At 41.3% G+C, this 24,768-nt stretch carries 19 protein-coding genes and 2 pseudogenes; 16 read left to right on the top strand and 5 right to left on the bottom strand.

What is annotated here, in order from left to right:
* The first annotated feature begins 8 nt into the window (after window positions 1–8).
* Complete coding sequence (locus ETP43_RS13315; protein ID WP_055282405.1) at window positions 9–1,475, top strand: RNA-binding domain-containing protein; 1,467 nt, start codon at window positions 9–11, stop codon at window positions 1,473–1,475.
* 150 nt (window positions 1,476–1,625) lie between these two features.
* Here ETP43_RS13315 and ETP43_RS13310 read toward each other — a convergent pair whose 3' ends face one another.
* Window positions 1,626–2,201, bottom strand: a complete 576-nt coding sequence (locus ETP43_RS13310) for a helix-turn-helix domain-containing protein (protein ID WP_055282406.1) — start codon at window positions 2,199–2,201, stop codon at window positions 1,626–1,628.
* A gap of 645 nt (window positions 2,202–2,846) precedes the next feature.
* Here ETP43_RS13310 and ETP43_RS13305 point away from each other — a divergent pair.
* From ETP43_RS13305 to ETP43_RS13265, 9 genes and pseudogenes are all read left to right on the top strand, one after another.
* Window positions 2,847–3,092, top strand: coding sequence for a DUF6870 family protein (locus ETP43_RS13305; RefSeq protein WP_008369874.1), 246 nt, complete (start codon window positions 2,847–2,849; stop codon window positions 3,090–3,092).
* A gap of 129 nt (window positions 3,093–3,221) precedes the next feature.
* Window positions 3,222–4,894: pseudogene (locus ETP43_RS13300) on the top strand (recombinase family protein).
* Window positions 4,895–6,550, top strand: a complete 1,656-nt coding sequence (locus ETP43_RS13295) for a recombinase family protein (protein WP_055282411.1) — start codon at window positions 4,895–4,897, stop codon at window positions 6,548–6,550.
* Window positions 6,543–8,105, top strand: coding sequence for a recombinase family protein (locus ETP43_RS13290; RefSeq protein ID WP_129258595.1), 1,563 nt, complete (start codon window positions 6,543–6,545; stop codon window positions 8,103–8,105). The genes ETP43_RS13295 and ETP43_RS13290 overlap by 8 nt, the downstream gene beginning before the upstream one ends.
* Before the next feature lie 110 nt (window positions 8,106–8,215).
* Complete coding sequence (locus ETP43_RS13285) at window positions 8,216–9,475, top strand: DUF262 domain-containing protein (protein WP_118655923.1); 1,260 nt, start codon at window positions 8,216–8,218, stop codon at window positions 9,473–9,475.
* A gap of 12 nt (window positions 9,476–9,487) precedes the next feature.
* The gene (locus tag ETP43_RS13280; protein ID WP_118655925.1) at window positions 9,488–10,579 is read left to right on the top strand and encodes an AAA family ATPase; all 1,092 of its coding nucleotides are present in this window, start codon (window positions 9,488–9,490) and stop codon (window positions 10,577–10,579) included.
* Window positions 10,580–10,590: 11 nt separating this feature from the next.
* Entirely contained in the window at window positions 10,591–11,526 is a 936-nt protein-coding gene (locus ETP43_RS13275; RefSeq protein WP_118655927.1) for a hypothetical protein, read from the top strand.
* Between the two features lie 560 nt (window positions 11,527–12,086).
* Window positions 12,087–12,170, top strand: a pseudogene (locus ETP43_RS18590) (SEC-C metal-binding domain-containing protein); the annotation flags it as partial.
* Entirely contained in the window at window positions 12,149–12,457 is a 309-nt protein-coding gene (locus tag ETP43_RS13265) for a hypothetical protein (RefSeq protein WP_129258593.1), read from the top strand. The pseudogene ETP43_RS18590 and the gene ETP43_RS13265, both read left to right, overlap by 22 nt.
* A gap of 246 nt (window positions 12,458–12,703) precedes the next feature.
* On the opposite strand, the gene ETP43_RS18585 is transcribed toward ETP43_RS13265, so the two are convergent.
* Complete coding sequence (locus tag ETP43_RS18585) at window positions 12,704–12,829, bottom strand: helix-turn-helix domain-containing protein (protein ID WP_279222204.1); 126 nt, start codon at window positions 12,827–12,829, stop codon at window positions 12,704–12,706.
* A gap of 171 nt (window positions 12,830–13,000) precedes the next feature.
* Here ETP43_RS18585 and ETP43_RS13255 point away from each other — a divergent pair, with 171 nt between their 5' ends.
* Window positions 13,001–13,996, top strand: coding sequence for an asparaginase (locus ETP43_RS13255; RefSeq protein ID WP_129258591.1), 996 nt, complete (start codon window positions 13,001–13,003; stop codon window positions 13,994–13,996).
* 140 nt (window positions 13,997–14,136) lie between these two features.
* Here ETP43_RS13255 and ETP43_RS13250 read toward each other — a convergent pair whose 3' ends face one another.
* The 3 genes from ETP43_RS13250 to ETP43_RS13240 all read right to left on the bottom strand — a co-directional run bounded on the left by ETP43_RS13250 (window position 14,137) and on the right by ETP43_RS13240 (window position 17,537).
* Entirely contained in the window at window positions 14,137–15,495 is a 1,359-nt protein-coding gene (locus ETP43_RS13250) for an MATE family efflux transporter (RefSeq protein WP_129258589.1), read from the bottom strand.
* Window positions 15,496–15,739: 244 nt separating this feature from the next.
* The gene (locus tag ETP43_RS13245) at window positions 15,740–17,095 is read right to left on the bottom strand and encodes an MATE family efflux transporter (protein WP_129258587.1); all 1,356 of its coding nucleotides are present in this window, start codon (window positions 17,093–17,095) and stop codon (window positions 15,740–15,742) included.
* Complete coding sequence (locus tag ETP43_RS13240) at window positions 17,076–17,537, bottom strand: MarR family winged helix-turn-helix transcriptional regulator (RefSeq protein ID WP_129258585.1); 462 nt, start codon at window positions 17,535–17,537, stop codon at window positions 17,076–17,078. The genes ETP43_RS13245 and ETP43_RS13240 overlap by 20 nt, the downstream gene beginning before the upstream one ends.
* A 207-nt stretch (window positions 17,538–17,744) precedes the next feature.
* Between ETP43_RS13240 and ETP43_RS13235 the strand changes: the two genes are divergently transcribed.
* The 5 genes from ETP43_RS13235 (at window position 17,745) to ETP43_RS13215 (ending at window position 24,678) form a co-directional block, all read left to right on the top strand.
* Complete coding sequence (locus ETP43_RS13235; protein ID WP_129258583.1) at window positions 17,745–20,915, top strand: ATP-binding protein; 3,171 nt, start codon at window positions 17,745–17,747, stop codon at window positions 20,913–20,915.
* Between the two features lie 120 nt (window positions 20,916–21,035).
* Window positions 21,036–22,301 carry an AfsR/SARP family transcriptional regulator gene (locus ETP43_RS13230; RefSeq protein WP_129258581.1) on the top strand — a complete coding sequence of 422 codons (1,266 nt, stop codon included), beginning with the start codon at window positions 21,036–21,038 and terminating at the stop codon, window positions 22,299–22,301.
* Between the two features lie 25 nt (window positions 22,302–22,326).
* Window positions 22,327–22,767, top strand: coding sequence for a hypothetical protein (locus ETP43_RS13225; RefSeq protein WP_129258578.1), 441 nt, complete (start codon window positions 22,327–22,329; stop codon window positions 22,765–22,767).
* Between the two features lie 371 nt (window positions 22,768–23,138).
* Window positions 23,139–23,327, top strand: a complete 189-nt coding sequence (locus tag ETP43_RS13220) for a hypothetical protein (protein ID WP_129258576.1) — start codon at window positions 23,139–23,141, stop codon at window positions 23,325–23,327.
* Complete coding sequence (locus ETP43_RS13215; RefSeq protein ID WP_129258574.1) at window positions 23,317–24,678, top strand: hypothetical protein; 1,362 nt, start codon at window positions 23,317–23,319, stop codon at window positions 24,676–24,678. Before ETP43_RS13220 ends, ETP43_RS13215 begins: the two co-directional genes overlap by 11 nt.
* Window positions 24,679–24,768 lie beyond the last annotated feature (90 nt).

Raw genomic sequence — 24,768 nt, 5'->3', positions numbered from 1 at the left:
GTGATTTTATGGCAATACGATCAGTAGAATATCTGCAAAGTCTTGTCCGAGAGCTTGCAAAGCTTCCAGATGAGACTGAATGGGTAGAATTTAAATGTAATAACAAGCAGCCACAGATGATTGGCGAATATATTTCTGCTCTCAGTAATTCAGCTGCGTTGTGCGAACGACCAAAAGCATATTTGGTTTGGGGGGTAGATGATGCAACGCATAAAATTGTAGGAACTGAATTTCAGTATCGTAAAATGAAAAAAGGGAATGAGGAATTGGAAGCATGGCTTTCCAGAATGCTTTCACCAAGAATTAATTTCCGATTTTTTGAGGTTCCGATGGATGAAGGAATGGTTGTGCTGATGGAGATTCCTTGTGCGGAAAAACAGCCGGTACAGTTCGCCGGTGGGGAATTTATAAGAATTGGAACGAACAAAAAGAATTTAAAAGAGTATCCTGACAAAGAAAGAGAATTATGGAGAACATTCGATTCTACACCATATGAACTCCGAATTGCGATGGGAAATTTAGATGAAGATGAAATGGTGTTATTATTGGATTACTCAAAGTATTATGATAAACTGGAAATGCCAATTCCGAGAAATAGGGATAAAGTATTGGAAGATTTACAGCATGAAAAGTTCATAAAGAGAAATGATGCCGGTACATGGGATATCACGAATATGGGAGCATTGATGATCGCAAAGGATTTGAAGAAATTTGAATCTTTGCATAGAAGAACTGTGAGGGTGATATGGTATAAGGAGAATTCCAGACTGGATGCTATCAGAGAAAAAGAGTTCTGTGCGGGCTATGCATTTTCGCATGAAGAAATCGTGCAGTATATTATGACAATTATTCCGCAGGAAGAGGTTATTGTAGAGGCAACAAGGAAATCTGTTGTCAGTTTCCCGGAAATTGCTATCCGTGAGTTGTTGGCAAATGCTATGATACATCAGGATCTGCAGCAAAGAGGTACAAATCCGATGGTAGAAGTATTTAAAAATCGAATTGAATTTTCAAATGCTGGCGCACCACTGGTAGCAATTGAAAGAATTGTAGATTCGGTGCCGGTGTCCAGAAATGAAAATATTGCCGGATTTATGCATAAATGTGGTATTTGTGAGGAACGTGGCAGTGGATATGATAAGATTGTTGAAGCAACCGGTAAAAATGAATTACTTGCACCGAGGATTGAAAATCAAAACAATCAATTTACAAAAGCAATATTGTTTGCGAAAGTACCGTTTGAATTAACCACGAAAGAAGATCGGATGCGTACTTGTTATATGCAGGCATGTCTGGCATATGTCAATTTTGAGGGGATTTCTAACTCAGATATTCGAAAAATATTTGGATTGGGAGAAAAAGAGAAAGCGAAAGCATCTCGACTTCTTACCAGTGCTGTTGACGGAGGCTATATTAAAGTAATGGATCCGGATACTGCACCAAGATATAAAAAGTATATTCCATATTGGGCATAATTTAAGTTTCGCTAAGTTTCACTTATATAGGCGGGATGAGGAAAATTCAATAGAGCAATATGAAAAAGGGCACTGAAAACCACTGAATTATTGGTTTTACAGTGCCTTCTCTTTGACTAACGAGAAAAAACATAATAAATTTAAGTTTTGCTAAGTTTCACTAAGTTCAGCATTAACAGATCGCCACTGCCTTTTCGGCTCAAATTTCTCACACCCATCACAGGTCTGCGGCCAGTTGATTTTCCATTCAAAATATTCATTTCTGGTAATTTCGCCAGATTTTAATTCTTTCTTTCTGAGAACCCATTCTTTCATAAAATCATTGAGAACTCCATAATTGAACCACATACCAACAGGTGGATGAGCAGGCCAGTTATCTGAATCATGGTAACGGACAGAGGTATCTTCGCTGGAATTGCATTTCTCTCCGGGATAAGTTTCTAACTGAAAGAGATTGATAGCTGCCGGATTAAATTCGTCAATCCAGAACAGGATTTCCATAAGTTCAGAAGCATCCATAGTAGTAGGCTCATGCAGTGCCAGTGGATTCACATCCAGAATTTTAGCCATTTCAGTTACCAGATCTTTGCGGGGAACCCGGTAATTCGTTTCATATTGGGCAAGGCGGTTTGCACCTTTATCGCCCCAGCCGAGGGCAGCACCAAGTTCTGCCTGTGTCATATTCCGGAATGTCCGGATTTTTTTTATTTTATCACCGATTGTCATATCAGATTTCCCACTTTCTTTTTGATAAATCCATTTTACTACCAAAAACAGTGAATGTAAACAGAAAGATTCGCATTGAAGCGAATAAAACACTTGACATTCGCATGAATGCGAATTAAAATGACAGTACGATAAAGGTTCGCATGAAAGCGAATGTACAGATGAGGATAAATACTATTTGCAAATTATTGCAAAATGAGGTTGTAAAATCCTTCTGTCAGGCTTTATTAGTGAGAGGATTTTTTTGAAGAGAACAACATTTTGGTGTTTCTAGGCTGTAATAAGTGAAAGGATATTCAAAAAACTCTCTTTTGTACCTTGAAAATTACATGAGCTGTATAATCTGATTCCACAGATGCCATAACCCTGTAAAGGATTTTACGGGCGAGCGTCAAAGATACTCCGGAAACGGCTGGTAAGTTTGCGAAGAAGCTACCAGCATTCAGAAATATTCTGATAGAGGTTGGCAGTAACGCTGACAGCAGATTATACGAATGGAAGCCAACACGCCGAACGGAATATGCAATGCTATAACAATAGATAAACTGTGAGAACAAAATACGAAAAGGTAAGGTGATGCAATTGAGAAAATTGCAGGTATAGGACAACTGATACAAAGAATATGTTGGAAAAGAGGTGAGCATCATGGTGAATCAGTCAGTAATAGACTCCAGTGTTGATCTGGAGCAGTTAAAGGACATTGAAGATTTAATTCCTGATATGGATAAAGCTATTTCTGAGAAAGTGGAAACTTTTCTGGATAAATCCGGCGATCAGCCGTATGCCCACATGAATGAAGGATATGTAGTGGTTGTGGAGATGACAGGAGAAATGGATGCCACAGATGCCATTAGCGATTATCTTAGAAAAAGAACGGAGTTGATGTATTAGATGCAAGTCTTGAAAAAAACATCTTGCGAAGCTACAGATGTTATGTTAATGTGAGGTCAGGGAAAATGAACGTGATACATGGTTTCTGACTTCTATTCAATGGAATAAGTAAGTTGGGAGCGATGTAAAATGGAACAGATGCAAATGAATATGCCAGATATATACGATGCTGCATTGTATCTTCGATTATCGAAAGATGATATGGAAGAGGGCGATGCGAAGTCAGAGAGCAACAGCATTGCAAATCAGAGAGAGTTACTTCGGAGCTTTGTAAAAAGCCAGCCGGATATTCAGATTTTTGATATATATGTGGATGACGGATACTCAGGAGGAAATTTTGACCGACCTGAGTTTAAACGAATGACAACTGATATAGAAGCTGGAAAAGTAAACTGCGTGATTGTAAAAGACTTATCCAGATTCGGAAGAGAGTATATAGAAGCCGGGCGATGGATCGAAAAGACCTACCCGGCTTTAAATGTGCGTTTTATTTCAGTTACAGACCAGTTTGACAGTAAAACAGCAGATTTTCAGAAAAGTCATTTGTTGTTCCAATCAAAAATTTTGTAAATGAAAGCTATTGCCGGGACATTTCCGGTAAAGTGCGAAGCCACCAGAAAATCAAACGTGAAAAAGGTGAATTTATTGGAGCATTTGCCCCGTATGGTTACTGCAAAGATCCGGAGAATAAGAATTGTCTGGTGATTGATTCTTATGCAGCGGATATTGTAAGAAAAATATTTTCATGGAAAATTGATGGGTTCAGTCTTGGAGCAATCGCAGAAAAATTGAATGTACGTCATGTGCAGTCACCAAAAGAATATAAAAAGGCAAATGGTGAAAATTACAATTCCGGATTCCATAGTTCAGACACACCGAAATGGTCAGCAGTGCAGATAAAAAGGATTCTGACCAACGAGGTCTACATTGGAAACATGGTACAGGGTAAGCAGGAACGAATCAGCTATAAGGTAAAGCAACGTCTGGATAAGCCAGAATCAGAATGGGTGAAAGTAGAAAATACGCATCCGGCAATAATCAGGCAGAATGATTTTGATGTGGTGCAGAAGCTACTTCAGTATGATGGCAGGGCATCGAAAACATCGGACAGTGCAAACTTTTTTTCAGGTTTTGTATTTTGCGGAGATTGTCATACACCGATGATACGCAGGGTAAATCAGTATAAGGGAAAGAAAAAAGCCTTTTATATTTGCCAGACAAAAAATAAAGGTGGAGATTGCACCAGACACAGTATTCCGGAAGAGGTGCTGAAAAGGATTGTATTGAAAGAGATTCAGGCATATACGGCACTTTTCGTAGACTATCAGATGATTATGGAAGAACTTTGTGAAATGAAAGTCAGTTACGATCAGGTAATCGGTTATGATACGCAGATTAGTAAGTTGCAGGAAGAATATAACCGTTATTACAGCCTGAAAGCATCTTTGGGTGATGACTTGAAAGAGGGATTGATCAGCAAAGAGGAGTTCGATGATTTTCGGGAAAGTTACGGAAGAAAATGTGAAGAACTGGAGCAGATGATTGAAAACCAGAAAAAACTGGTAAAGCAAATGTTTGAGGGTGGAGTGTCTGCAACTGTTCAGTTGGAGGACTGGAAGAAATCACTGGAAATCAAAGAACTGGATCGCACATTGCTGGCACTGACTGTAGATAAAATCTATATTTATGAGAACAAGCAAATTAAAATTCACATCCGCTATCAGGATATGATTGAGAAGATGAAAGTCATAAGACGGTTTTATGCGGAACACAGGACAGAGTACAGGAAAGAGGTGGGATAAATGGCAAGAACAGCAAAAAGATATAAGAAAAACACAGAGAAGAAAGTTTCTGGTATTCCGGTATGTATGGCTGCAATTTATGCCAGATTATCCGTAGATAGTGATGAAAAAAAGTCAGAATCTATTGAAACACAGGTTACGCTGATAAAAGAATTCATTCAGAAGCACAATGAAAATCCAGACAGAGAGTATGAGATTGCTGTATATGATATTTATTCTGATTTGGGAAAAACCGGAACAAATTTTGACAGACCGGGATTTGAACGGATGATGAATGATGTCAGGGCAGGTAAAATAAATGGTATTCTGGTAAAGGATTTCTCACGATTTGGAAGAAATTATATCGAAACCGGAAATTATTTGGAAAAGATTCTCCCTTTTATGAAAGTGCGGTTTGTTTCTGTATGTGACAACTATGACTCCTATGCACTGGGTGCTAAGAATCAGGAGTTATCCATGAATATCAAGAATCTGGTGAATGATGCTTACGCAAAAGATATTTCTGCAAAGGAACGGGCAGCAAAACGTATTGCACAGAAGAACGGTGAGTATGTGGGATCTACAGCTCCATACGGATATTGTGTGGAAAAGGTAAATGGGATTTATAAGCTGATTGTGGAACCGGAATCTGCAAAGATTGTTCGTAGGATTTTTGAAGAATATGCTTCTGGAGATGGTATACAGAGTATTATTGACAGGCTGTTTGAAGATGGGGTACATCGGATTTCGGACTATAACCAATATCATCATGTGTACTGTCAGGATGGAGAGAATCTTCATCAGTGGGGAAATTCTTCGATACGTGCGGTTTTAAATCGAAATAATTATTATGGTGATCTGGTTCAGAGAAAATATGAATCCAGATTTCAAAGAGGTGAAAAATGGTGTGACATATTGGACGAAAGTCAGTGGATTATTACGCCAAATGCTCATGAGCCGATTATCAGCAGAGAACTGTTTGACAAAGCACAGATCAGGTTAAAAGCAGCACAACAGAAAGCAACAAAAACTACAGAAGGATGGGAGGATGATGAAAGAGCATTTTACAATGTATTCTATTGTGGTGATTGTAAGCGGAAAATGTGTACACGTAGATGCAAAGGCAATGTGTATTACTTTTGCAATGCTGCCTGGTATCGGGATGAAAGAAAATGTAGTCATAAATCTATTTCCGAGGAGAAGCTGCAGAAAATTGTCCGTTCGGAGCTGACCAGACAGTTTCAGTTATCTGGATTGCGGAAAAAGGATATGTCTGCTATAAGCAGTGCGGTATTTCTTTCCAAAATCAATGAGATTCAAACTGAGATCAGAAAACTGGATGCAGATATGGAAAGACGTTCAGAAAAACTGGCACAGGCATTTATGAAATATAAAGAGGGTGAACTTTCCAAAGAAGCTTATATAGAAATGAAAGATGACCGTAATAACTGGAAAGAGTTTTGTGAAGAGAGAAAGAAGTCTCTGGAGCAGACCATACGAAAACTGGAAAAACAGCAGAAAGAAGAAGCCAGATTTTTACGAAGTCTGTTGGAACTGGATGGGACAACCAGAATCAATGCGGAACTTGCAGAGGGCTTGATTGAAAGTATGTATCTGTATGGTGATGGCAGACTGGAAATCAACTTCGGGTTTAAGGGGGCGGTAGAACATGAGTGATCAGAAACTGATTATTGGATATTACCGTCTTTCCATGGAAGATGATTCAGAGGGAGAAAGTAACAGCATTATCAATCAGAGAAAACTGGTAAAAGATTATATTTCCAATATTCCGGAGCTTGCTGCTATGCCATTTCAGGAGTTTTACGATGACGGATATTCTGGTTCCAGTATGGAGCGCCCGGCAATTAAGCAGGTTCTGGAACTTGCCAGAGAGAATAAAGTTCAGTGTATTGTGGTAAAAGATTTTTCCCGTTTTGCCAGAAACTATATTGAGATGGGAACTTATCTGGAACAGATTTTTCCATTCCTGGGAGTACGATTCATTTCTATCTCAGACCGATATGATTCTAAAGATTATAAGGGAAAGAGTTCGGATATTGAAGTACAGTTTAAAGGACTGATAGCAGACTTTTATGTGAAAGACCAGTCCGTAAAGGTAAAAGCGGCAGTCAGTACCAGACGAGGAAAAGGTGAGTATTGCTGTGGTTCTGCACCGTATGGGTATCGAATCAATCCTGAAAATAAGAAAGAACTGGTGATTGTAGAGGACGAAGCGGAAGTAATCCGCAGAGTATTTGAACTGACCAATCAGCGGTATTCCAAGATAGAGATTTGTAAGTTATTCAATGAAGAGGGTGTATTGACTCCCTTGCAGTCTATGAGCAGACGACAGAAATCAGACAGCAAGAAAGCTGCATCAAGAGGATTGCAGTGGACGAGTGATATGATACGGAAGATTGTGGATGATAAGACTTATATAGGCTGTATGGTCTATGGAAAGACAAAGATTCCAGATCCCGGAACAGGGAAAGAAGTACCAGTGCCGAGAAATCAGTGGAAAGTGATGGAAAATCACCATGAGCCGATCGTATCAAAAGAAGTTTTTGAAAAAGCACAGTCCCTGCAGATCAGATACACAAAGAAAAGTAAATTTGACAGGGAAACAACACTGTTAGGTGGCTATGTGAAGTGTGGAAATTGTCGCAGAAGTCTGACTTCAAGCAGTCCGGTTCATGGTCATATCCTTTATAGCTGCGCTTACAGTAAAGGAAAAGAAGATACAGGTTGTTTTGCCGGGAAAGCGGATAACAAAATGCTGGAGCATATCGTGCTGGCAGAAATAAAGGCTTACTTACGTCAGAATATCAGCCAAGTACAGATGCAGCAATCCATGAGAAAACAGCATGAGGATAGTATAGAAGCCTATAAGACGGAAAGTGCAGATTGTGAAAAGTGTCAAGAACAAATAAAAATCCAGAACCGCCAGAACTATGAGAAGTATCACGAGGGACAGATGAACCAGAACCAGTTTATGGAAGCAAAGAAGCAGTTGGAAGAAGAAAGAGAACGACTGCAGAAACGTGTACAGGAACTGGAAGAACTGATAAATGGTGAGAAAGAAATCCTGATGAAAAAGAATGTTCCAGTGGAGCAGATGTTGAAGTATTTAGGCTATGAAAAGATGACACGAGAGATGCTGGAAGAATATGTGCAGGGAATATATGTGTATGATGACGGGAGAGTGGAGGTGGAGTGGAAAAATAGTTATTAAATATAGAAGGATTTGATTGCTCTTTAAAGTTATATAAGATAAAATATTGTGTATAAAATTGGAAATATGCCATACATTATAGAATTTGATGGTTGAATGAGGGCGAGTAAATGGAAGATACTACACTTAAAAAAAAGGATATTGAAGAATTAGAAAAGTTAGTAAAAATAGCTGAAGAACAAGGGAATAATATTAATCTGAATCTAGTATATATGATAATAGATTCGGAAAAAATAAATTTTGCAGAAGTAATGAAATATTTTGAAAATAGAGGAATTACAATGATAGAAGGGGATGTTGAACCAGATATTACGGCATATTCATGTGAAGGTGAACGGATTAGACCTTTTGATCCTTCTAAAATAAGCATTACCATGAAACCTATGACGTTGGATGCATTAATAAAGAGAATACAAAATGAAGAAATTGAATTTGATACATCGTTTCAAAGAAAAGCTGGATTGTGGAGTAAAAGACAAAAAAGCCAATTGCTGGAGTCGATTTTTTTGCGAATTCCTTTGCCGGCATTTTATTTTGATGCTACTGATGAGGATGAGTGGTTAATTATTGATGGTTTACAGCGAGTATCAACTTTAAAAGAATTTGTTGTAGATAAAAGCTTAAAGTTACAAGAATTAGAATTTTTCCCGGAATTGAATGGTTGTAATTATGATAAATTACCAAGAATGTTTCAAAGGAGAATAGATGAAACGGTCATCAATGTTTATCTAGTTAATCCATCTACACCAGAAAATGTGAAATTTAATATTTTTAAGAGAATTAACACAGGAGGGTTGACACTTGAACCGCAGGAAATAAGAAATGCTTTATTTCAAGGTCAAGCAACAAAATTTTTACAAGAGTGTTCCAAATTAGAGTGTTTTATTAAGGCAACCGCAGGAAGCATAAAAAGCGAAAGAATGTTGGACAGAGAATTTGTCCTTAGATATGTTTCATTTTGTTATTTGGATTTACAATTATATAATGGAAATATAGATGAGTTCTTAAATGAAGGAATGAAATTTCTTAATCATGCTGACGAAATGTATATTAGAGAAATTAAGAATGAGTTTACCTTTGTTATGAAGGCTATGTTTGCAGTAATGGGAAATAACAGTTTTAGAAAAATATGTGAGGATGGAAGGCGAAGACCAATTAATAAGGTGATCTTTGAGTCATGGTGTTATGTATTTAAAACACTGACACCAGAGGCAGTAGGACTATTAGAAAAGAAAAAAGAAAAAGTGCAAAAAGAATATATGCAGTTATGTGCCTCTCAAGAGTATTTATATTTATTAAAAGTTCCAGATAAAAAAGCATTATACGCACGTATCAGAGCAGTTGATGAATTAATCCATAAATTTATTTAAAGAGGAATTAGAATGATTGAAAAAATTTCATTAAAAAACTTTAAATGTTTTGAAAAAATTGATGTTACATGTCGGGAATTGAATTTATTTACAGGTATTAATGGCATGGGAAAATCGACATTGATTCAGGCATTATTATTATTGCGGCAAACATATGAAAAAAATAATTGTTTGGAAAATCAGCGTTTAATTCTTAATGGATCATATGTCGAACTGGGTACTCAGACTGATATTATGTATTGGTTTAGAAAAGATGATGTGCTTTCTATAGAAGTAGAGGAAAATGATCATAAATGGATGTGTCAGTATGATAAAGTTGGAAATTTGATTTCAGAAAGTCAGGGACCTTTATCTGAAAGAGATTCATTTCTTACAAAAAAATTTGAGTATATATCGGCAGAAAGATTAGGACCTCGCCGTTATTATGACACGATAGAAAATGAAAACTCTTTGCATTCGGAAATTGGAGTGAAAGGTGAAAAAACCGCAGTATGCTTGTATGAGAAAGGGAGTGATGTAAAAGTTTATCCAAATATGAAGCATAGTTCAGAAACAAGTGAACGACTTGAATTGCAGATAAATGCGTGGTTATCAGAAATCTCGCCAAACATAAAGGTAAATGTAATTCCTTATTTAGATGTGAATTTAATGGGAGTGAGATATTCGACAAGTAACAGTTTAGGAGAAGAGTCTACAAATGCATTAAACATGGGATTTGGAGTTTCATATTCGTTACCTATTATTGTTGCATTATTAAGTGCAAGGGAGGGAGACATACTTGTGCTTGAGAATCCAGAAGCACATTTACATCCACGTGGTCAGAGAAAAATTGGTGAATTAGTTGCTTTAGCTGCTGCTAATGGTGTCCAAATTTTTATGGAAACACATAGCGATCATGTTTTAAATGGAATTCGATTAAGTGTTCGCAATAAAAAAATATCATCTGATAAGGTAAAAATAAACTATTTTTATGAATATTTATCAGAAGAAGGAATTCAAAAACATGAAAAAACATCTCCGGAGATTTTAGAAGATGGCAGTTTATCGAATTGGCCGGAGGGATTTTTTGATGAGTGGGATAAAGCAATTGATGAATTATTTTAAGAGGAATACAAATGGTATTTAATGAGATTTCTTTGAAACAACAGGTTGCAAAATTACCATTAACTGAGCAATTTTCGGGCTTTTTAAAAGTGTGTCAAGAATTGAAACATAGGAATAAGGACAATGACTTCTATTATACGGATGAATTAATGACAGAAGAAATTGCTAATGAATATACGATACATGATTGGTTGAAAGATCGAAATGTGCCTCAAAAAGATAAGCAGTTTTTTAGATCTCTGATTCAGAGAGGACATAGAATAGAAACAGGAGATTTCCTTGAGAGTGAACTGATTGTAGAACTAGAAAATGAAGGTTCTATTTCTGCTAAGGGTGCTTTAATGGCATATGAATGGGATAGCTACATAGTTAGTTTGTTATCATCTGAATTATGGGAAAAGGAATGGATGGAGGGAAAATATGTATCCATTAATGACGAAGAAGATGAAGCAGTCAAAGTAAGAAATTGTGGGATTTTGGATCATGTAGATCAATTGATTACAAATGAAAGGGAACGACAGTCATTAATTATTTCTTCAGGAGCTGAGCTATGGGAAAAAAGAGAACAATTATATCCACATTTAATTTTTTGCAAAGAGGTGAAAAGGCAATTAGAAGAAGCTCGTGTTTCAATACAAATTCAAACTATCATGAAAAGAATTCAGATTTTAGAGGATTATTTCGCAACATATGAAGGAGTGTTTGATAAAAATGAAGTTGGTTTTGGATGCAGGACAGAATCCGAGTCGGTGAAGAAAGATAAAGAATTAAATGAGTATAGAAAATTTGTAACACCATATGGAAAAGAAGAATATTTTTATTGGCATATAAGTTTTCCGGGAAATTATCCAGGCAGAATACATTTTTTACCAGACCCGGAACATAGAGTGGGGATTGTTGGATACATAGGAAAGCATTTGCCAACCTCCAAATTTTCGACCATTTAATGTAGCAATTATGTTACATCCTCCCCACCTATTTTGTGACAATTATATAACGTCCTCTATACAGAAATATGCGGTTTTAAGCCATTTTCGTGGCAAAAAAGCCGCATATTTTTTGTAGCAATGACTTGACATCCTCGGGGGTGTTATGCCTTTCAGAGAGCATACCAAAGTAACTGCCTTTTTGTGAAAAAAATAGTTGAATTAAAGTGCCTTTTATGTATATGCTGATATGGGTAGGGAAAAGTTATATTGCAGATACAGGACTTTTGGTGGCACATTATTTTATGGATGATAAATTTACAGATAACGAGTTATACAGAGATATTTATATATGGCAATGTTTTTGTGAAGAAAATTGTGAGTATAAATAACAGCAAAAGATGAAGTATTTTGGAGAGGGAGATTAAATGGCAAACTTAAGATTAAAGAAACTGATATTGGAAGTTGTAGATAATCAGTTAAGAGAAAATAATCCGCCTGTAACAAAGGAATCTTATGACAAACTGATCGATGCAGGATATTCTGCGAGAGAGGCGAAAGAAAAAATAGGTGCGGTTGTAAAAGAGAAGAAAGTGTATCCAAATGATCCCTGTCCATGTGGCAGTGGAAAAAAATATAAGAAATGCTGTGGAAGAAAAAAGTAAGTGGAGAATATTTCAGCTGGGAAAGGTTTTTTGCAGCAGTTTTAATAGAAGAGACAAAAGACAGTTATATGGCATATACAAAACGAAAAATAAATCCGGCCTATTTAGACAAAACAATGAGTGGAGCTATTTTAAAACAGATGGGTAAAATTAAGCGAGAAGAAATGATAAATGATAGGAAAATCATATTAAAAGAACTTGGTATTCTTGTCCGACATGGTTCTCCTAAAAATGGACATTGGGAAGTTGCAGATTGTGGGGAAAAGAACAATGAAGATACCGAATGATTTTATAAAAAACAAACTGTTTTTTTATCCCCTTTTTTCTTTGCGGTTCAGTTCTCGTGCATAAGCCAGGATCCTGTCTTTTATGTCGTGATTTTGCTGAAGAGTTTCTACCAGAGAATATAACTCCGGAGATTCGGAACGTGAAATAACGATATAATCACAATTCATGACATCTGAAGTTCCATATAAAAAGTCAATATTGCAATGAAAAATCTGAGCAATATAAGATACTGACGGATAAGAGGGTTAGCGTTCTCCTTTTTCATAGCGGCCGTAGGTCATGGCGGAAATATTAAGTTGGCGGGCGGCCTCGGCTTTGCTGATATTCATAGATGTTCTTAATCGAATTAAACGATTAGGACGAAATTTCACTGTGATCACCTCTTGATCATAACCAATGGTTACGATATTGTAAAGTATAAGTGTAACCTATGGTTATTATAAGAATTATGTGCAAATAAAGCAAGAAAAATAAAGAGTATAACAGTTAATCAGGGGAATTGTTTATAGTGATGATTATACAGAAATAAGGAGTGGAAAACAATGAAGAAAATCTTATTTGTTGCAACCGGTGGTACGATTGCATCGAAAAAAACAGAAAATGGTCTGACTCCGCAGATCACGCCGGAAGAATTGATATCTTATATCCCGGAGGTGGAGAAGATTTGTGAGATTACAGCCGTGCAACCCTTTAATCTGGACAGCTCCAATGTAGTGCCGGAAAACTGGAGCATGCTGGTAAAGGTTATACGGGAACATTATGATGCATTTGATGGATTTATCATAGCGCATGGCACCGATACGATGGCCTATACGGCGGCTGCACTTTCCTATATGATTCAGAATTCGCCGAAGCCCATTGTCATCACCGGTGCACAGCGTCCGATCAATCTGGATATTACCGATGCCAAAACAAATCTTTCGGACAGCTTTTACTATGCCTGTGACGATGCTTCCCAGGGGGTACAGATCGTGTTTGACGGAAAGGTGATCGCGGGAACACGAGCAAAAAAAGTGCGGACCAAGAGCTATAACGCGTTTTCCAGTATTGATTTTCCGTATCTGGCTGTGATACAGGATCGCCGGATTCTGCGGTATCTGCCGATGCTGCCATATGAAAAACCGGTGCGGTTTTATGAGAAGTTAAGTGATAGTGTTTTCTTATTAAAATTAATCCCTGGTATTCAGCCGGTGCTTCTTCCGGTAATTTTCGAATATTACGATGCGATTATCGTGGAGAGTTTTGGCGTCGGTGGGATTCCGTCCAGTATCAAGGATATGTTTTATGAACTTTGTCAGAAATATCCGGAAAAAATGATCGTCCTGTGCACGCAGGTTGCCCATGAGGGAAGTGATATGACGGTTTATGAAGTTGGACATGAAATGAAAAAACTGTGCAATGTACTGGAGTCTTACGATATGACACCGGAGGCGGTTGCAGCGAAGACCATGTGGCTGCTGGGAAATCGGCCGATGGACCATGAAAGCAGAGAAAAAGCATTTTATAAGCCGGTGAATTATGATACGGTGTGGGGATGAGGGAAAACAGATATAGAGATAATAGGAGAGATAACGGCAGTGACGGATGGAACAAAAAGCAGGAAAAGTGCAGTAGTAAACGCCAGGAAACTATGAAAAGCACCCATCCGGGTGCTTTTTATGTGTGTGCGAGCATGGAATTAATAATTTTTAAGGTTGTCATCTAACAGTTTGTTTTTTTGCAGCCGGAGCATAAATCCTACACAGAGAATCAACTGTAATATAGAGGACATCGGTGTTGCCAGTCCGATATGGAACAGAGAAGTATTCGGCTGGATGCTCATAATGTAAGATACCGGTACTCTGACGCAGAAAGCACCGAGAATCCCCTGTATCATAACAAATCTTGTTCTGCCAATTCCATTATAGAATCCGGTGTAACAGAAGAAGATAGCGGTGAACAGACAGTCAATGGCATAGGCTTTCAGGTAATCTGCGGCTGCTGCGATTACTTCCTGATCAGAGGAGAAAATACCTGCCAGGATATCTCCATGGAAGAAGGTAATTGCGAACATTACAATACCGACGGTAAAAGAAACTGCGATGCCATAGTGCAATGCCTTTCTTGCTCTGGTAAGGCGTCCGGCACCATAATTTTGTGCTACGAAAGCAGACATGGACTGCATAAAAGCGGATGATATCAGCATAATAAAAGCACAGACTTTTTCCGCAACGCCAACACCGGCGGAAGCAATCACGCCCATACCATTTACGATTGCCAGAATGATCAGGAAAGAAATACTTACGAGAAGATCCTGCAGGGCAATCGGTGCGCCGAAAGCGGTCATTTTGCGCAGGTAAGTTTTGTGAATCCGGATATTTTCTTTTTTTATTGTAAATGGCAGATCTTTTTTACTGATAAGAATAAAAGATACGATTACACTGACGATCTGTGCAAATACAGTAGCAATAGCGGCACCTGCTGTACCCATACCGAAAACAGCACATAAAAGCAAGTCTCCGGCGACATTGAATACACATGCGATGGCAACTGTGATCAGTGGTGTTCTGGAGTCACCAAGCCCTCGGAAAATACAGCCGATCAGGTTATAAGCGACAATAACAAGCATACCGCCGCCACAGATCCGGATATAATCAACGGTCTTTTGAAAAGCTTCTTCCGGAGCGTTCATGAGACTGCTGACCTGAGGAGCAAAGACTACAAGAATGACTGACATGATCACAGCAATTCCGGCAAATAGCAGAATGGATGTTCCTACGGTGCGGCCACCTTCTTCTTTCTTACCACTTCCGATCTGTTGTCCAAGCAGAATCGTTGTTCCCATTGCGAAGCTGCTGACCAGATTTGTCAGTGTGGTCATGATCTGTGAACCGGTAGATACCGCAGATACATCAGCTGAAGAAGCAAACTTACCAACAATAAGTAAATCTACTGCACCGTACATAGCCTGTAGGAACAGTGCCAGCAATACAGGAACTGCAAACAGAAGTAACGGCTGCATGATTTTTCCTTCGGTAAATGATGTGTTTTTTTCCATGTGCTGTGATTCCTCCTTGTGTAATTGATTTTATTGAAAATTCCGTCGAATCAGGCAGATAACAAAAAAGCTGAATAAGAAAGCGGACATTTCAGCCCGCCATCTTATCCAGCTATTGTTTCTGATCGAACAAATCACCCTCCGATGAACAAAACGATTATATACTACAGATTTTTGAATGTCAATTATGATTTTTATATGATCATCTGATGTTCATAAAATTATCCCCTGCATCTCTGTAAAATTAACTTGGTTGGCTGACTTTCTTTGCACTTTTCCGGTTCAGCCAGAGGAAGAAACCGATGTTCAGGCAGATACCGACTGCTGTGGACACCGGAGCTGCAAGACCGATTTTGGTCAGGCTGGCATTCGGCTGGATACTCATATAATAGGACAGGGGAAGTCGGATCAGAAGAGTCTGGATCAGTCCCTGGCACATCACCCAGAAGGTTTTGTCATTTCCGTTAAAATATCCGATCATACTGAACAGCACGGCAGTAAGCAGTGTTTCCGGGGCAAAACCTTTCAGGTAGGCGTAGGCGTTCCGGATAACGGCACTTTCGGTAGTGAAGAAACCGGAGAGAACATCGCCCTTTAACAGCACGAGAGCGAAGACAAAACAACCGAAAAACAACCCGATACCGATACCGGTAAACATGGATTGTCTGGCGCGCTTCTGATTGCCGGCACCCACATTCTGAGAAACGAAAGATGCCATGGACTGCATCAGAGAGCTTGGGATCAGCATGGCAAAGTTCACGATCTTACAGGCGACCCCGTAACCGGAGGAAGCTTCGAGTCCCAGACGGTTCACAAAGGCACACAGAGCCAGAAAAGAAAGCTGCGTCAGGCACTCCTGCAAAGCCAGAGGAAGACCGATGGTAAAGAACTTTCCACACTGATCGTTCAGACGGAAATCAGACCTGCAGATCTTAAATGGCAGTTTCTTCTTTATCAGAAGAATAACCGCACACACCACACTGACAGCCTGTGCAAAAACGGTGGCGAGGGCTGCTCCGGCAGCATCCAGATGGAGTCCGGCAACGAGGATCAGATCACCGACGATATTGACGATACAGGCAACAAGAACAAAGAGCAGCGGTGACTTACTGTCTCCCAGACCACGGAAGATCGCAGCCATCAGGTTATAGGCAACGATGAAGAAAATACCGCTTCCGCAGATGCGGACATAACTGGTGGTCAGATCCACCGCTTCCGCAGGTGCCTGCATAAGTACGGCGATGGGATGCGCAAAAACAACCATCAGGAAAAATAAAACAATGGAAATTGCCGCAAAAACGATAACCCCGCCACCGATAACAGAACCGATCTGTTCCGGCCTTTTTTCACCCAGATAGCGGGCGATGAGAATAGTGATTGCAGTAGCAAACTGAATCACGACAAAAGTAACAAGATTTAATACCTGGCTTCCTGTCGAAACCGCGGAAAGTCCGGAGGTGGAACCGAATCTTCCCACCACCAGTAAGTCAACGGCTCCATACGCAGCCTGTAACACGAGTGCACCCAGGATCGGAAGCATAAAAAGGGCAAGCTTTTTCAGAATACTGCCCTGTGTAAAATCATTTTTTGCACTTGTCAAGGTCAGGTCTCCTTTCACACATAATCTGATGTACCGCATCAATGGTGCGGATCATACACTTTATATCTTCTTCCGGGATATCTTCCATAAAAGAGGCGAGAGTGGTGAAAAACTGTTCGTTGTAGATACGGGACAGTTCCCTCCCGGCTTCTGTGAGAGAAAGATAGGTGACACGACCGTCTTCGGAAGAGGAAACCTTTTTCAGATATCCTTTGGCCTCCATCGCTTTCAACGTCCGTGTCACACCGGGTCTCGGCAGATCCAGCGCATCACTGATATCCGATATCTTCGCCCGGACACCCTGCTTCTCCAGCATCTCAATAATATCCAGATAATGAATATACGCAGGAGTCACCCCCGCCGGCAGAGTCGGAAGCATCCCCCGGACCCGCTGCGCCAGATAACAGGCATCCATCATACGTTTCATAAGTGCAACGTCCATTGTGATACTCCTTTGATAATTACTATTAATAGTTACTGTTGATAGTTGCTGTTGATAATTACTATTGATAATTACCAATGATAATTATATAGAGACAGTAAAGAAATGTCAAGAGAGTATTCCGGGGGTACTGTTCACATTGCAGTTTCCGGTAAAATCAGGTAGAATAGAACACAGGAATATGAATCATACATGGGGTAAGCACGGATGAAGAAAAGAGAAAAACGAATAGCATATATCCTTCGGGCAGGAATGACGGTACTCACAATCATACTGATTTTCCTGTTTTTCGGTATCATGTCGCTGGTCAGTGACCTTCAGGGGACGGCAAGGGTTGTAAACTATGCCGGACTGGTTCGCGGAGAAACCCAGCGGGTGATCAAACTGGAAGTGTCAGAGAATCCGGATGACGAAATGATAGCAACCGTGGAAGCGATCATCAACGGACTTCGCTACGGAAGCGACGAACTGGATCTGGTGCGGCTGGAGGATACAGAATTCCAGGAGAAAATGGATGAACTTGCAGCTGACTTTACGGAACTAAAAAAAGAAATCACGAAAGTACGGCAAAAAGGCTATGCACAGACAGAAATCATCAGTATGAGCGAGAAGTTTTTCCGAATGTGTGATGAGGTAACCGGCGTTGCGGAACGATATTCACAGAAGAGAGCGACCGCATTGGATCATCTTGAAAAGATTGTAGTTGCAGATATTGTCGGCCTGGTACTTCTGATTGGTGCGGAACTGCTTCGGGCACTCCGCTATGCGGCACAAAACAGGATCCTGCGAAAGAAAGTCTATCTGGATGAATCCACAGGGCTGCCGAACAAAAACAAATGCGAAGAGATCCTGAGCGATCCCACACCTCTCGGAGAAGAAGAGAGTACAGCCATCTGTGTGTTTGATCTGAACAACCTGCGAATCATCAATAACAATCTGGGACATGACAAAGGAGATGAATATATCCGTTCCTTTGCCGAACAGCTTCGCCTTGCGGTAGATCCGGAAAACTTTGTCGGCAGGGACGGGGGAGATGAATTCATCGCGATATTTCAAAAGACTGACCATTCGAAGATGCGGGAAACCTTAAAAAAGATCCGCGGACAGATGGAAACCTACTCTGCAAAACACCCGGAGATGCCGATCAGCTATGCGGCAGGGTACGCAATCTCTCTGGACTTTGCCGGTGCCACCCTCCGGGAACTGTTCCGGCTGGCAGATAAAAACATGTACGTGGACAAAAACAGGGCAAAGATCGAGGAAGCGACACGAAAACAGCAGAAAACCTATGAACTGCTGGAATGGATCCAAAAAGAAAAATACCATTTTTCGGACTGTCTGTACTGTGATGCCCTGATGGATCAGTATGAGATCCTGCGGTCAAGCACCGGATACTTCCTCGCGGAAGACGGTAATTATTCCGGGGCGGTGGAACAGATCGTGGAAGAACTGGCAACCGACCGGGTGAGAAAAGAATTCTGGGAGACCTTACAGCTGACCTCCCTGGAACAGCAGCTGACAAAGGACAACCCTCAGCTGGAGATTCCCTATCGTTACAAAAAAGAGAATGTGGTTCACCGGGGAAGAGTGATCCTGAGATTTCTGGATGCCACAGAAGATGGAAGACTACACCATTTTATACTGGGGCAGGAGAACTTCCGGGACAGCAGACAGAACCAGAGGGATGAAAAACAGGAACTGATCCGCTACTACGAGCAGATGAAACAGTCTATTCTGGAAAACAGCAATTATGTAGACGCATTAATGGAAACAGCGGAAGCGGCGTATACAGTAGATCTGACAAATGACTGCCTGGAAAATGCATTCTACCATATGAAACGGGAAAGCATAGTGATCGACCGGGAGATGCCATGCTCTTACGATGCCTACTGCAGAGAACGGAGTCAGAAGGTGACAGACGATACGCTGGAAAGCTACCGGATCATGGATTCCTCAGAAAAACTGCTGAAACGCTTCCGGGAAGGCGATAAGCAGATCACCGTAGAGTACCGGGAAGAAAAACAGGATGGCGGGATGATCTGGCTGCAGAAGACGATCCTGATGTCTCAGGAACTGCTGTATGACCGGGAGACCAGAAAAGAACGCAGTGCTGTACATGGAATTATCCTGTTTAAGAATACTTCGGAATTCCATAAAAAAGAAGAACAGGAAAAAGAACGGCTGCAAAAAGCGGTGCAGGAGGCCGACGCAGAAAGCAAAGCCAAGACAGACTTCATGAACCGCATAAGCCATGATATCCGTACACCGATCAACGGTATCATGGGGATGCTGGAGATCCTTCGGAAAAATAAACATAACCCGGAGAAGCTGGAAGAATGTATGGATAAGATGCAGGTATCTGCCGATCATCTGCTGGCGCTGGTCAACGACGTACTGGATATGAACAAACTGGAAACCAATCAGATCCGGGCGGAGAATGAACCATTTGACATGGAAGTGCTGATGCGGGAAGTGGCAGTACTGATGAATCCGCTTCTGGAAAAGAATCAGATCACACACCGGGCACACCGGAAAAATATACAGCATACAGCACTGAAAGGAAGCCCGTTGCAGCTGCGCCAGATCATGCTGAACCTGTTCAGCAATGCGGTCAAATACAACAAACCGCAGGGATCCGTGGATACCTGCGCGGAAGAATTATCCTGTGACGGAAAAACAGCCTGGTACGAATTCAGAATCACAGATACCGGTATCGGCATGAGCAGGGACTTTGTAAAGAATCAGCTGTTTGAGCCATTCACCCAGGAACAGTACGGAGCCAGAACACGCTATCAGGGAACCGGACTTGGAATGTCGATCGTCAAAGGGCTGGTGGAGAAGATGGGCGGAACCATTCAGGTGGAGAGTGTCCGTGGAGAGGGAACTACATTTACCTTCCGTCTGCCGTTCACCGTCAATGAGACAGCTGCTTCAGAAACAAACACAGTGGGAGAAGATATATCGGAGCTCCTCCGTGACCGCAGGATCCTGCTGGCAGAGGATAATGAGATCAATATGGAGATCGCACAGTTCTATCTGGAGGAAGCAGGGGCAAAAGTGGAAAAAGCATGGAACGGGCAGGAGGCAGTAGCTCTGTTTTCCCAGAAACCTGCCGGCAGCTTCGACGCGATCCTGATGGATGTGATGATGCCCGTGATGGACGGAATGGAAGCCACACAGCATATCCGCGATCTGAAACGGGAGGATGCGGCGTCGATTCCGATCATTGCGATGACTGCACAGACGACAGCAGACATCCGGGAAACCTGCCGGAAAGCAGGAATGGATGCCTATATCGCAAAACCGATCCGTGAGGAAGAACTGGCGAAGGTAATCAGAAAATCATGGAAAGTAAAAAAGTGTAATGCTTTGCGTTGACAAAGAAGAAATTACTGACTAAAATAAAATCAGCGAGAAGTCGCTTCCGGGAGATACCATACCGGAGGCGATTTACTTTTCTATGATAAAAAAGAAGAGTAGATGAGGGGAGGGAACCATATGGACAAACAGTTACCGGAACTCAAAGTGAATATGTTGGGAAGGTTCTCCATAACCTATGGAGATCAGCCAATCACGTTCAAAAGAAACTCGGCAACCAAGGCAGTAAAATTGCTGCAGATCCTGTTGCATTCCAGCCTGACAGAGAATCAGGGAAACGGTGGAATCTCCAGAGCACAGCTGCTGGATGATCTGTTTGGAAGAGAGGAACTGGCAAATGTGGGAAATAACCTGCGTGTCACCGTGTTCCGTCTGCGCAAGATGCTGATCGAGGCAGGGCTGCCGGAGTACGATTATATCGTAAAAGAAAAAGGTGTTTTTTACTGGCGCAGTCCGATGAAAACAGATCTGGATGTGGTTCGTTTCGTGGAACTGATCCGGGAAGGGGAACAGGCGGAAGAGAAAGCGAAGAAGATGGAACTGTGGGAGCAGGCGTGCCGGCTGTATAAGGGAGAACTTCTTCCGATGCAGTCCGGCGAAGACTGGGTGATTATGAATAGTGTCCATTACAAAGAAAAATATTCGAAAGCCCTCCGCAGTCTGTGTGAATATAAGAAAGAACAACAGGAATACGATACGATTCTGGAACTGACGGATACGGCGATGGAGATTTATCCGTTTGACGAGTGGCAGTCCGTAAAGATTGATGCACTGATGGGAATGAACCGTTATAAAGAAGCGTATCAGCTGTATGACGCTACATCCAGGATGTTCTTTGAAGAGTTGGGAATCACACCTTCGGAGCGTATGATGAACCAGTTCCAGGAGATGAGCGAACGGATGGGAAGAACGTACCATGCGGCAGGGGAGATCAAAGAAGATCTGAAAGAACCGGAGTATGAGGATGGCGCTTTTTACTGCAGCCTTCCGAGTTTCCGTGACAATTACCGTCTGGTGCGCAGACTGATCGAACGAAACGGACAGTCCGCATTTTTAATGGTATGTTCGCTGACAGACGGCAACGGGCATCCGATGGAAAACCGGGAAAAACTGGATGTGATGTCCATGGAACTTCACCGGGCGGTAAAAGGAAGCCTTCGCCGCGGAGATTCCTTTTCCAAATACAGTCCGTCACAGTTTCTGATTCTTCTGGTGGGAGTCAATCAGGAAAACTGTGATATGATTTTCCGCAGGATCGCCGGTCGTTTTACCGACAGACACGGATCCTGGAACCGATACCTGGAATACTATGTTTCTTCCATCGCAGAGGTGGAAAACCCTAATGCAAGATTAAGTTTTCAGAAAAATGAATTTCACTGGAAATAACTACCTAGGAACAGGAGTGTGAAACATGAGTCAATATTGGAATGGAGAAATACTGGCAGCGCCAAACCTCATTACCGTGTGCGTGGACGAGAGTAGGGCCAGCGAGATATCCGGTCGACTATATCACTGTTATTCCCGGGAACCACAGTCCTTTGAAAATATCGTACAGCTGATCCGATATATGGAAGAGTTTTATGACAACATCCGTTTTCCGGAGTCCTCCGTGGTTCTTCGTGAGTTCCGATCGGAAAAACAGAAAATCAGAGAAAAACAGGAAAAAAGTATGGAGTACCGTCAGCTGATGGAGCAGAGCGGCACCTGTGCAACGTTTCATATCTATGTAAAATACCGCCAGAGCGCTACCTGGCAGGGAATTCTGGCATGGAAAGAAGGAAAGCGGGAGATGGAATTTCGCAGTGTGCTGGAACTGATCATAGAGATGGATGCGATACTGGGAAGAAAATAAAAGACAGAAGAGAACTATCGTTTGAGAAGGCGATAGTTCTTTTTTTTACGCGGGCAACGAGTCAAAGTCCGTGATTGCACGAGATCTTGACGATTGCAGCGATAATCAAAATTGATCCACTGGATCAATTTTGATTGTCCCAAGGAGATAAATTTTCAGAAAAAGCAGTCATAAATCCAAAAACATAATATATAGATAGAAGAAATGAGGAAAAATCCGCTATTTTCGATAATAGTTTGGATGAAACGTTACAAAAATAAGAAAAAATAAAAAAAAGTAAAAGATAATAATGAGTGTAATGCTTTTCGTAACGGTGCATTTTATATAATACTACTATAGAGAACGGGATCATATAAGGAGGTGGAACAGCTGTGAGCGATTCTACGAAAAAGACGGAGACCTTTATCTTAAATATTTACAACAGACAGAATGCCACCTGGCAGGGTTCGGTGACCTGGGTGGAAAAAAAAGAAAAGCAGCAGTTCCGCAGCGCTTTAGAATTATTAAAACTGATAGAGAGTGCTTTGGATGAAGAGGAAGGAGGAAGCCATGAAAAGTAAAGGAAAGAAAAGACTGCTGGCATTAGTGCTTTGCATGGTCGTTGCGTTGAGCAACAGCAGCTTCATATTCGCATCCGAGACCGGACAGACCGAATACCCACAGGAAGCGGAAGTACAGACTCAGGACGAAGCCGTTGCCAATGACATGGACGTGGCTGCCTACGCAGCAGATGAAGGCCAGGCAGTAGCCGAGGAGCAAACCGCACCGGTGGAGCAAGTCACCGCAGAACCGGTCGCAGAACCGGAAACAACCGTCGCAGCTCCGGCAGAACAGCCGACAGCGGAAACACCTGCAGCAGAACAGCCGACAACAGAAGCACCTGCAGCAGAGACACCTGCAGCCCAAGAACCTGCAACTGTTTCAGAAGGGACAACAACAACTTCTGAAAATACGAATGCAGCAGTTGGGGAAGCGCAGACTCCGCAGGAAGAAGAAAACGGTGAAACCGTAACTTATAATCAGAAGATGGATCTGAAGCAGGACTTCACAGACGAGCTTGGAAATGTAATTGCAACAGTAAGTGCAGAAATTCCGGAGGGAGCTTTTCAGGTAGGAGAAAGTTCCCAGATCACAATGGAAGTCAACACACTGACAGATGCTGAAAAAGCTCAGCTGGAAAATCTGATGAAAGAAAAGATTCCGGCTGAAAAAGAACTTGGTCAGTATGTAGCATACAACATCAGATTCAAAGTAGACGGTACAGAAACAGATTCTCTGCAGCCGATCAAGATCACCATGGCAGGTGACAAAACACAGATTGACGATGTAGAGAACGCAACAGTCTTCTATCAGGATCCGGCAGATCCGACAGTGACCGGAGATAAAGAAGAACTGGAAGAGATTGTTCAGAGAGCAGCACTGGTAAAACAACTTCAGGAAGCTGGTCAGAGTATTGAAAATATTGATGAAGACTATGATCTGTCAGATATTGAATTGAATGAAGACGGAACTGCTTCCAAGATTCAGATGGAAGGAAGACAATCTACAATCTATGGATGCTATGTAGAAAATACACCGGAACAGGAAGATCCTGGAGAGGATAGGGAGGATGATTCAACAGTTCAGGATCCGTCAGAAGAGACTCCTGATCCAACAACTTACGCAGCAGATACGACAAATAACTCGGTGACCCTGACTGATGATAACGGGAAACTGACGGCATCCTATACAGCAGACAATACCGAAGAGTATGGTTATGTGTGGTACAGAAGCATTAATGGTGGTGCATTCGAAGCACAGGAACCGACTACATACACAAGCAGTGCTGGAAAAAGACTTGGTTCCGATATCAAAGCTGACGGAACAGAACTTTATATCGCATTGAATGGAGGAGCTCTAGAGCGTGTTTGAAAAACATTTTAAGTTGTTCATTTTAACCAAATTAATATTGAAACGATACATAAGAAGCCTAAGTAGGTGAATGCTAATTTATCATAACGT

Origin of the sequence: Blautia faecicola (genome assembly GCF_004123145.1) — a bacterium.
Taxonomy (GTDB): domain Bacteria; phylum Bacillota; class Clostridia; order Lachnospirales; family Lachnospiraceae; genus Oliverpabstia; species Oliverpabstia faecicola.
Note: the sequence above shows the minus strand (reverse complement) of the source record. Positions and strands in the feature narration are given on the sequence as shown.

Bases quoted from the DNA above. Each gene is read 5' to 3' on its own strand.
- ETP43_RS13315 (WP_055282405.1), top strand. From the start codon at position 9: ATGGCAATACGATCAGTAGAATATCTGCAAAGTCTTGTCCGAGAGCTT.
- ETP43_RS13310 (WP_055282406.1), bottom strand. From the start codon at position 2,201: ATGACAATCGGTGATAAAATAAAAAAAATCCGGACATTCCGGAATATG.
- ETP43_RS13305 (WP_008369874.1), top strand. From the start codon at position 2,847: ATGGTGAATCAGTCAGTAATAGACTCCAGTGTTGATCTGGAGCAGTTA.
- ETP43_RS13295 (WP_055282411.1), top strand. From the start codon at position 4,895: ATGGCAAGAACAGCAAAAAGATATAAGAAAAACACAGAGAAGAAAGTT.
- ETP43_RS13290 (WP_129258595.1), top strand. From the start codon at position 6,543: ATGAGTGATCAGAAACTGATTATTGGATATTACCGTCTTTCCATGGAA.
- ETP43_RS13285 (WP_118655923.1), top strand. From the start codon at position 8,216: ATGGAAGATACTACACTTAAAAAAAAGGATATTGAAGAATTAGAAAAG.
- ETP43_RS13280 (WP_118655925.1), top strand. From the start codon at position 9,488: ATGATTGAAAAAATTTCATTAAAAAACTTTAAATGTTTTGAAAAAATT.
- ETP43_RS13275 (WP_118655927.1), top strand. From the start codon at position 10,591: ATGGTATTTAATGAGATTTCTTTGAAACAACAGGTTGCAAAATTACCA.
- ETP43_RS13265 (WP_129258593.1), top strand. From the start codon at position 12,149: ATGCTGTGGAAGAAAAAAGTAAGTGGAGAATATTTCAGCTGGGAAAGG.
- ETP43_RS13255 (WP_129258591.1), top strand. From the start codon at position 13,001: ATGAAGAAAATCTTATTTGTTGCAACCGGTGGTACGATTGCATCGAAA.
- ETP43_RS13250 (WP_129258589.1), bottom strand. From the start codon at position 15,495: ATGGAAAAAAACACATCATTTACCGAAGGAAAAATCATGCAGCCGTTA.
- ETP43_RS13240 (WP_129258585.1), bottom strand. From the start codon at position 17,537: ATGGACGTTGCACTTATGAAACGTATGATGGATGCCTGTTATCTGGCG.
- ETP43_RS13235 (WP_129258583.1), top strand. From the start codon at position 17,745: ATGAAGAAAAGAGAAAAACGAATAGCATATATCCTTCGGGCAGGAATG.
- ETP43_RS13230 (WP_129258581.1), top strand. From the start codon at position 21,036: ATGGACAAACAGTTACCGGAACTCAAAGTGAATATGTTGGGAAGGTTC.
- ETP43_RS13225 (WP_129258578.1), top strand. From the start codon at position 22,327: ATGAGTCAATATTGGAATGGAGAAATACTGGCAGCGCCAAACCTCATT.
- ETP43_RS13215 (WP_129258574.1), top strand. From the start codon at position 23,317: ATGAAAAGTAAAGGAAAGAAAAGACTGCTGGCATTAGTGCTTTGCATG.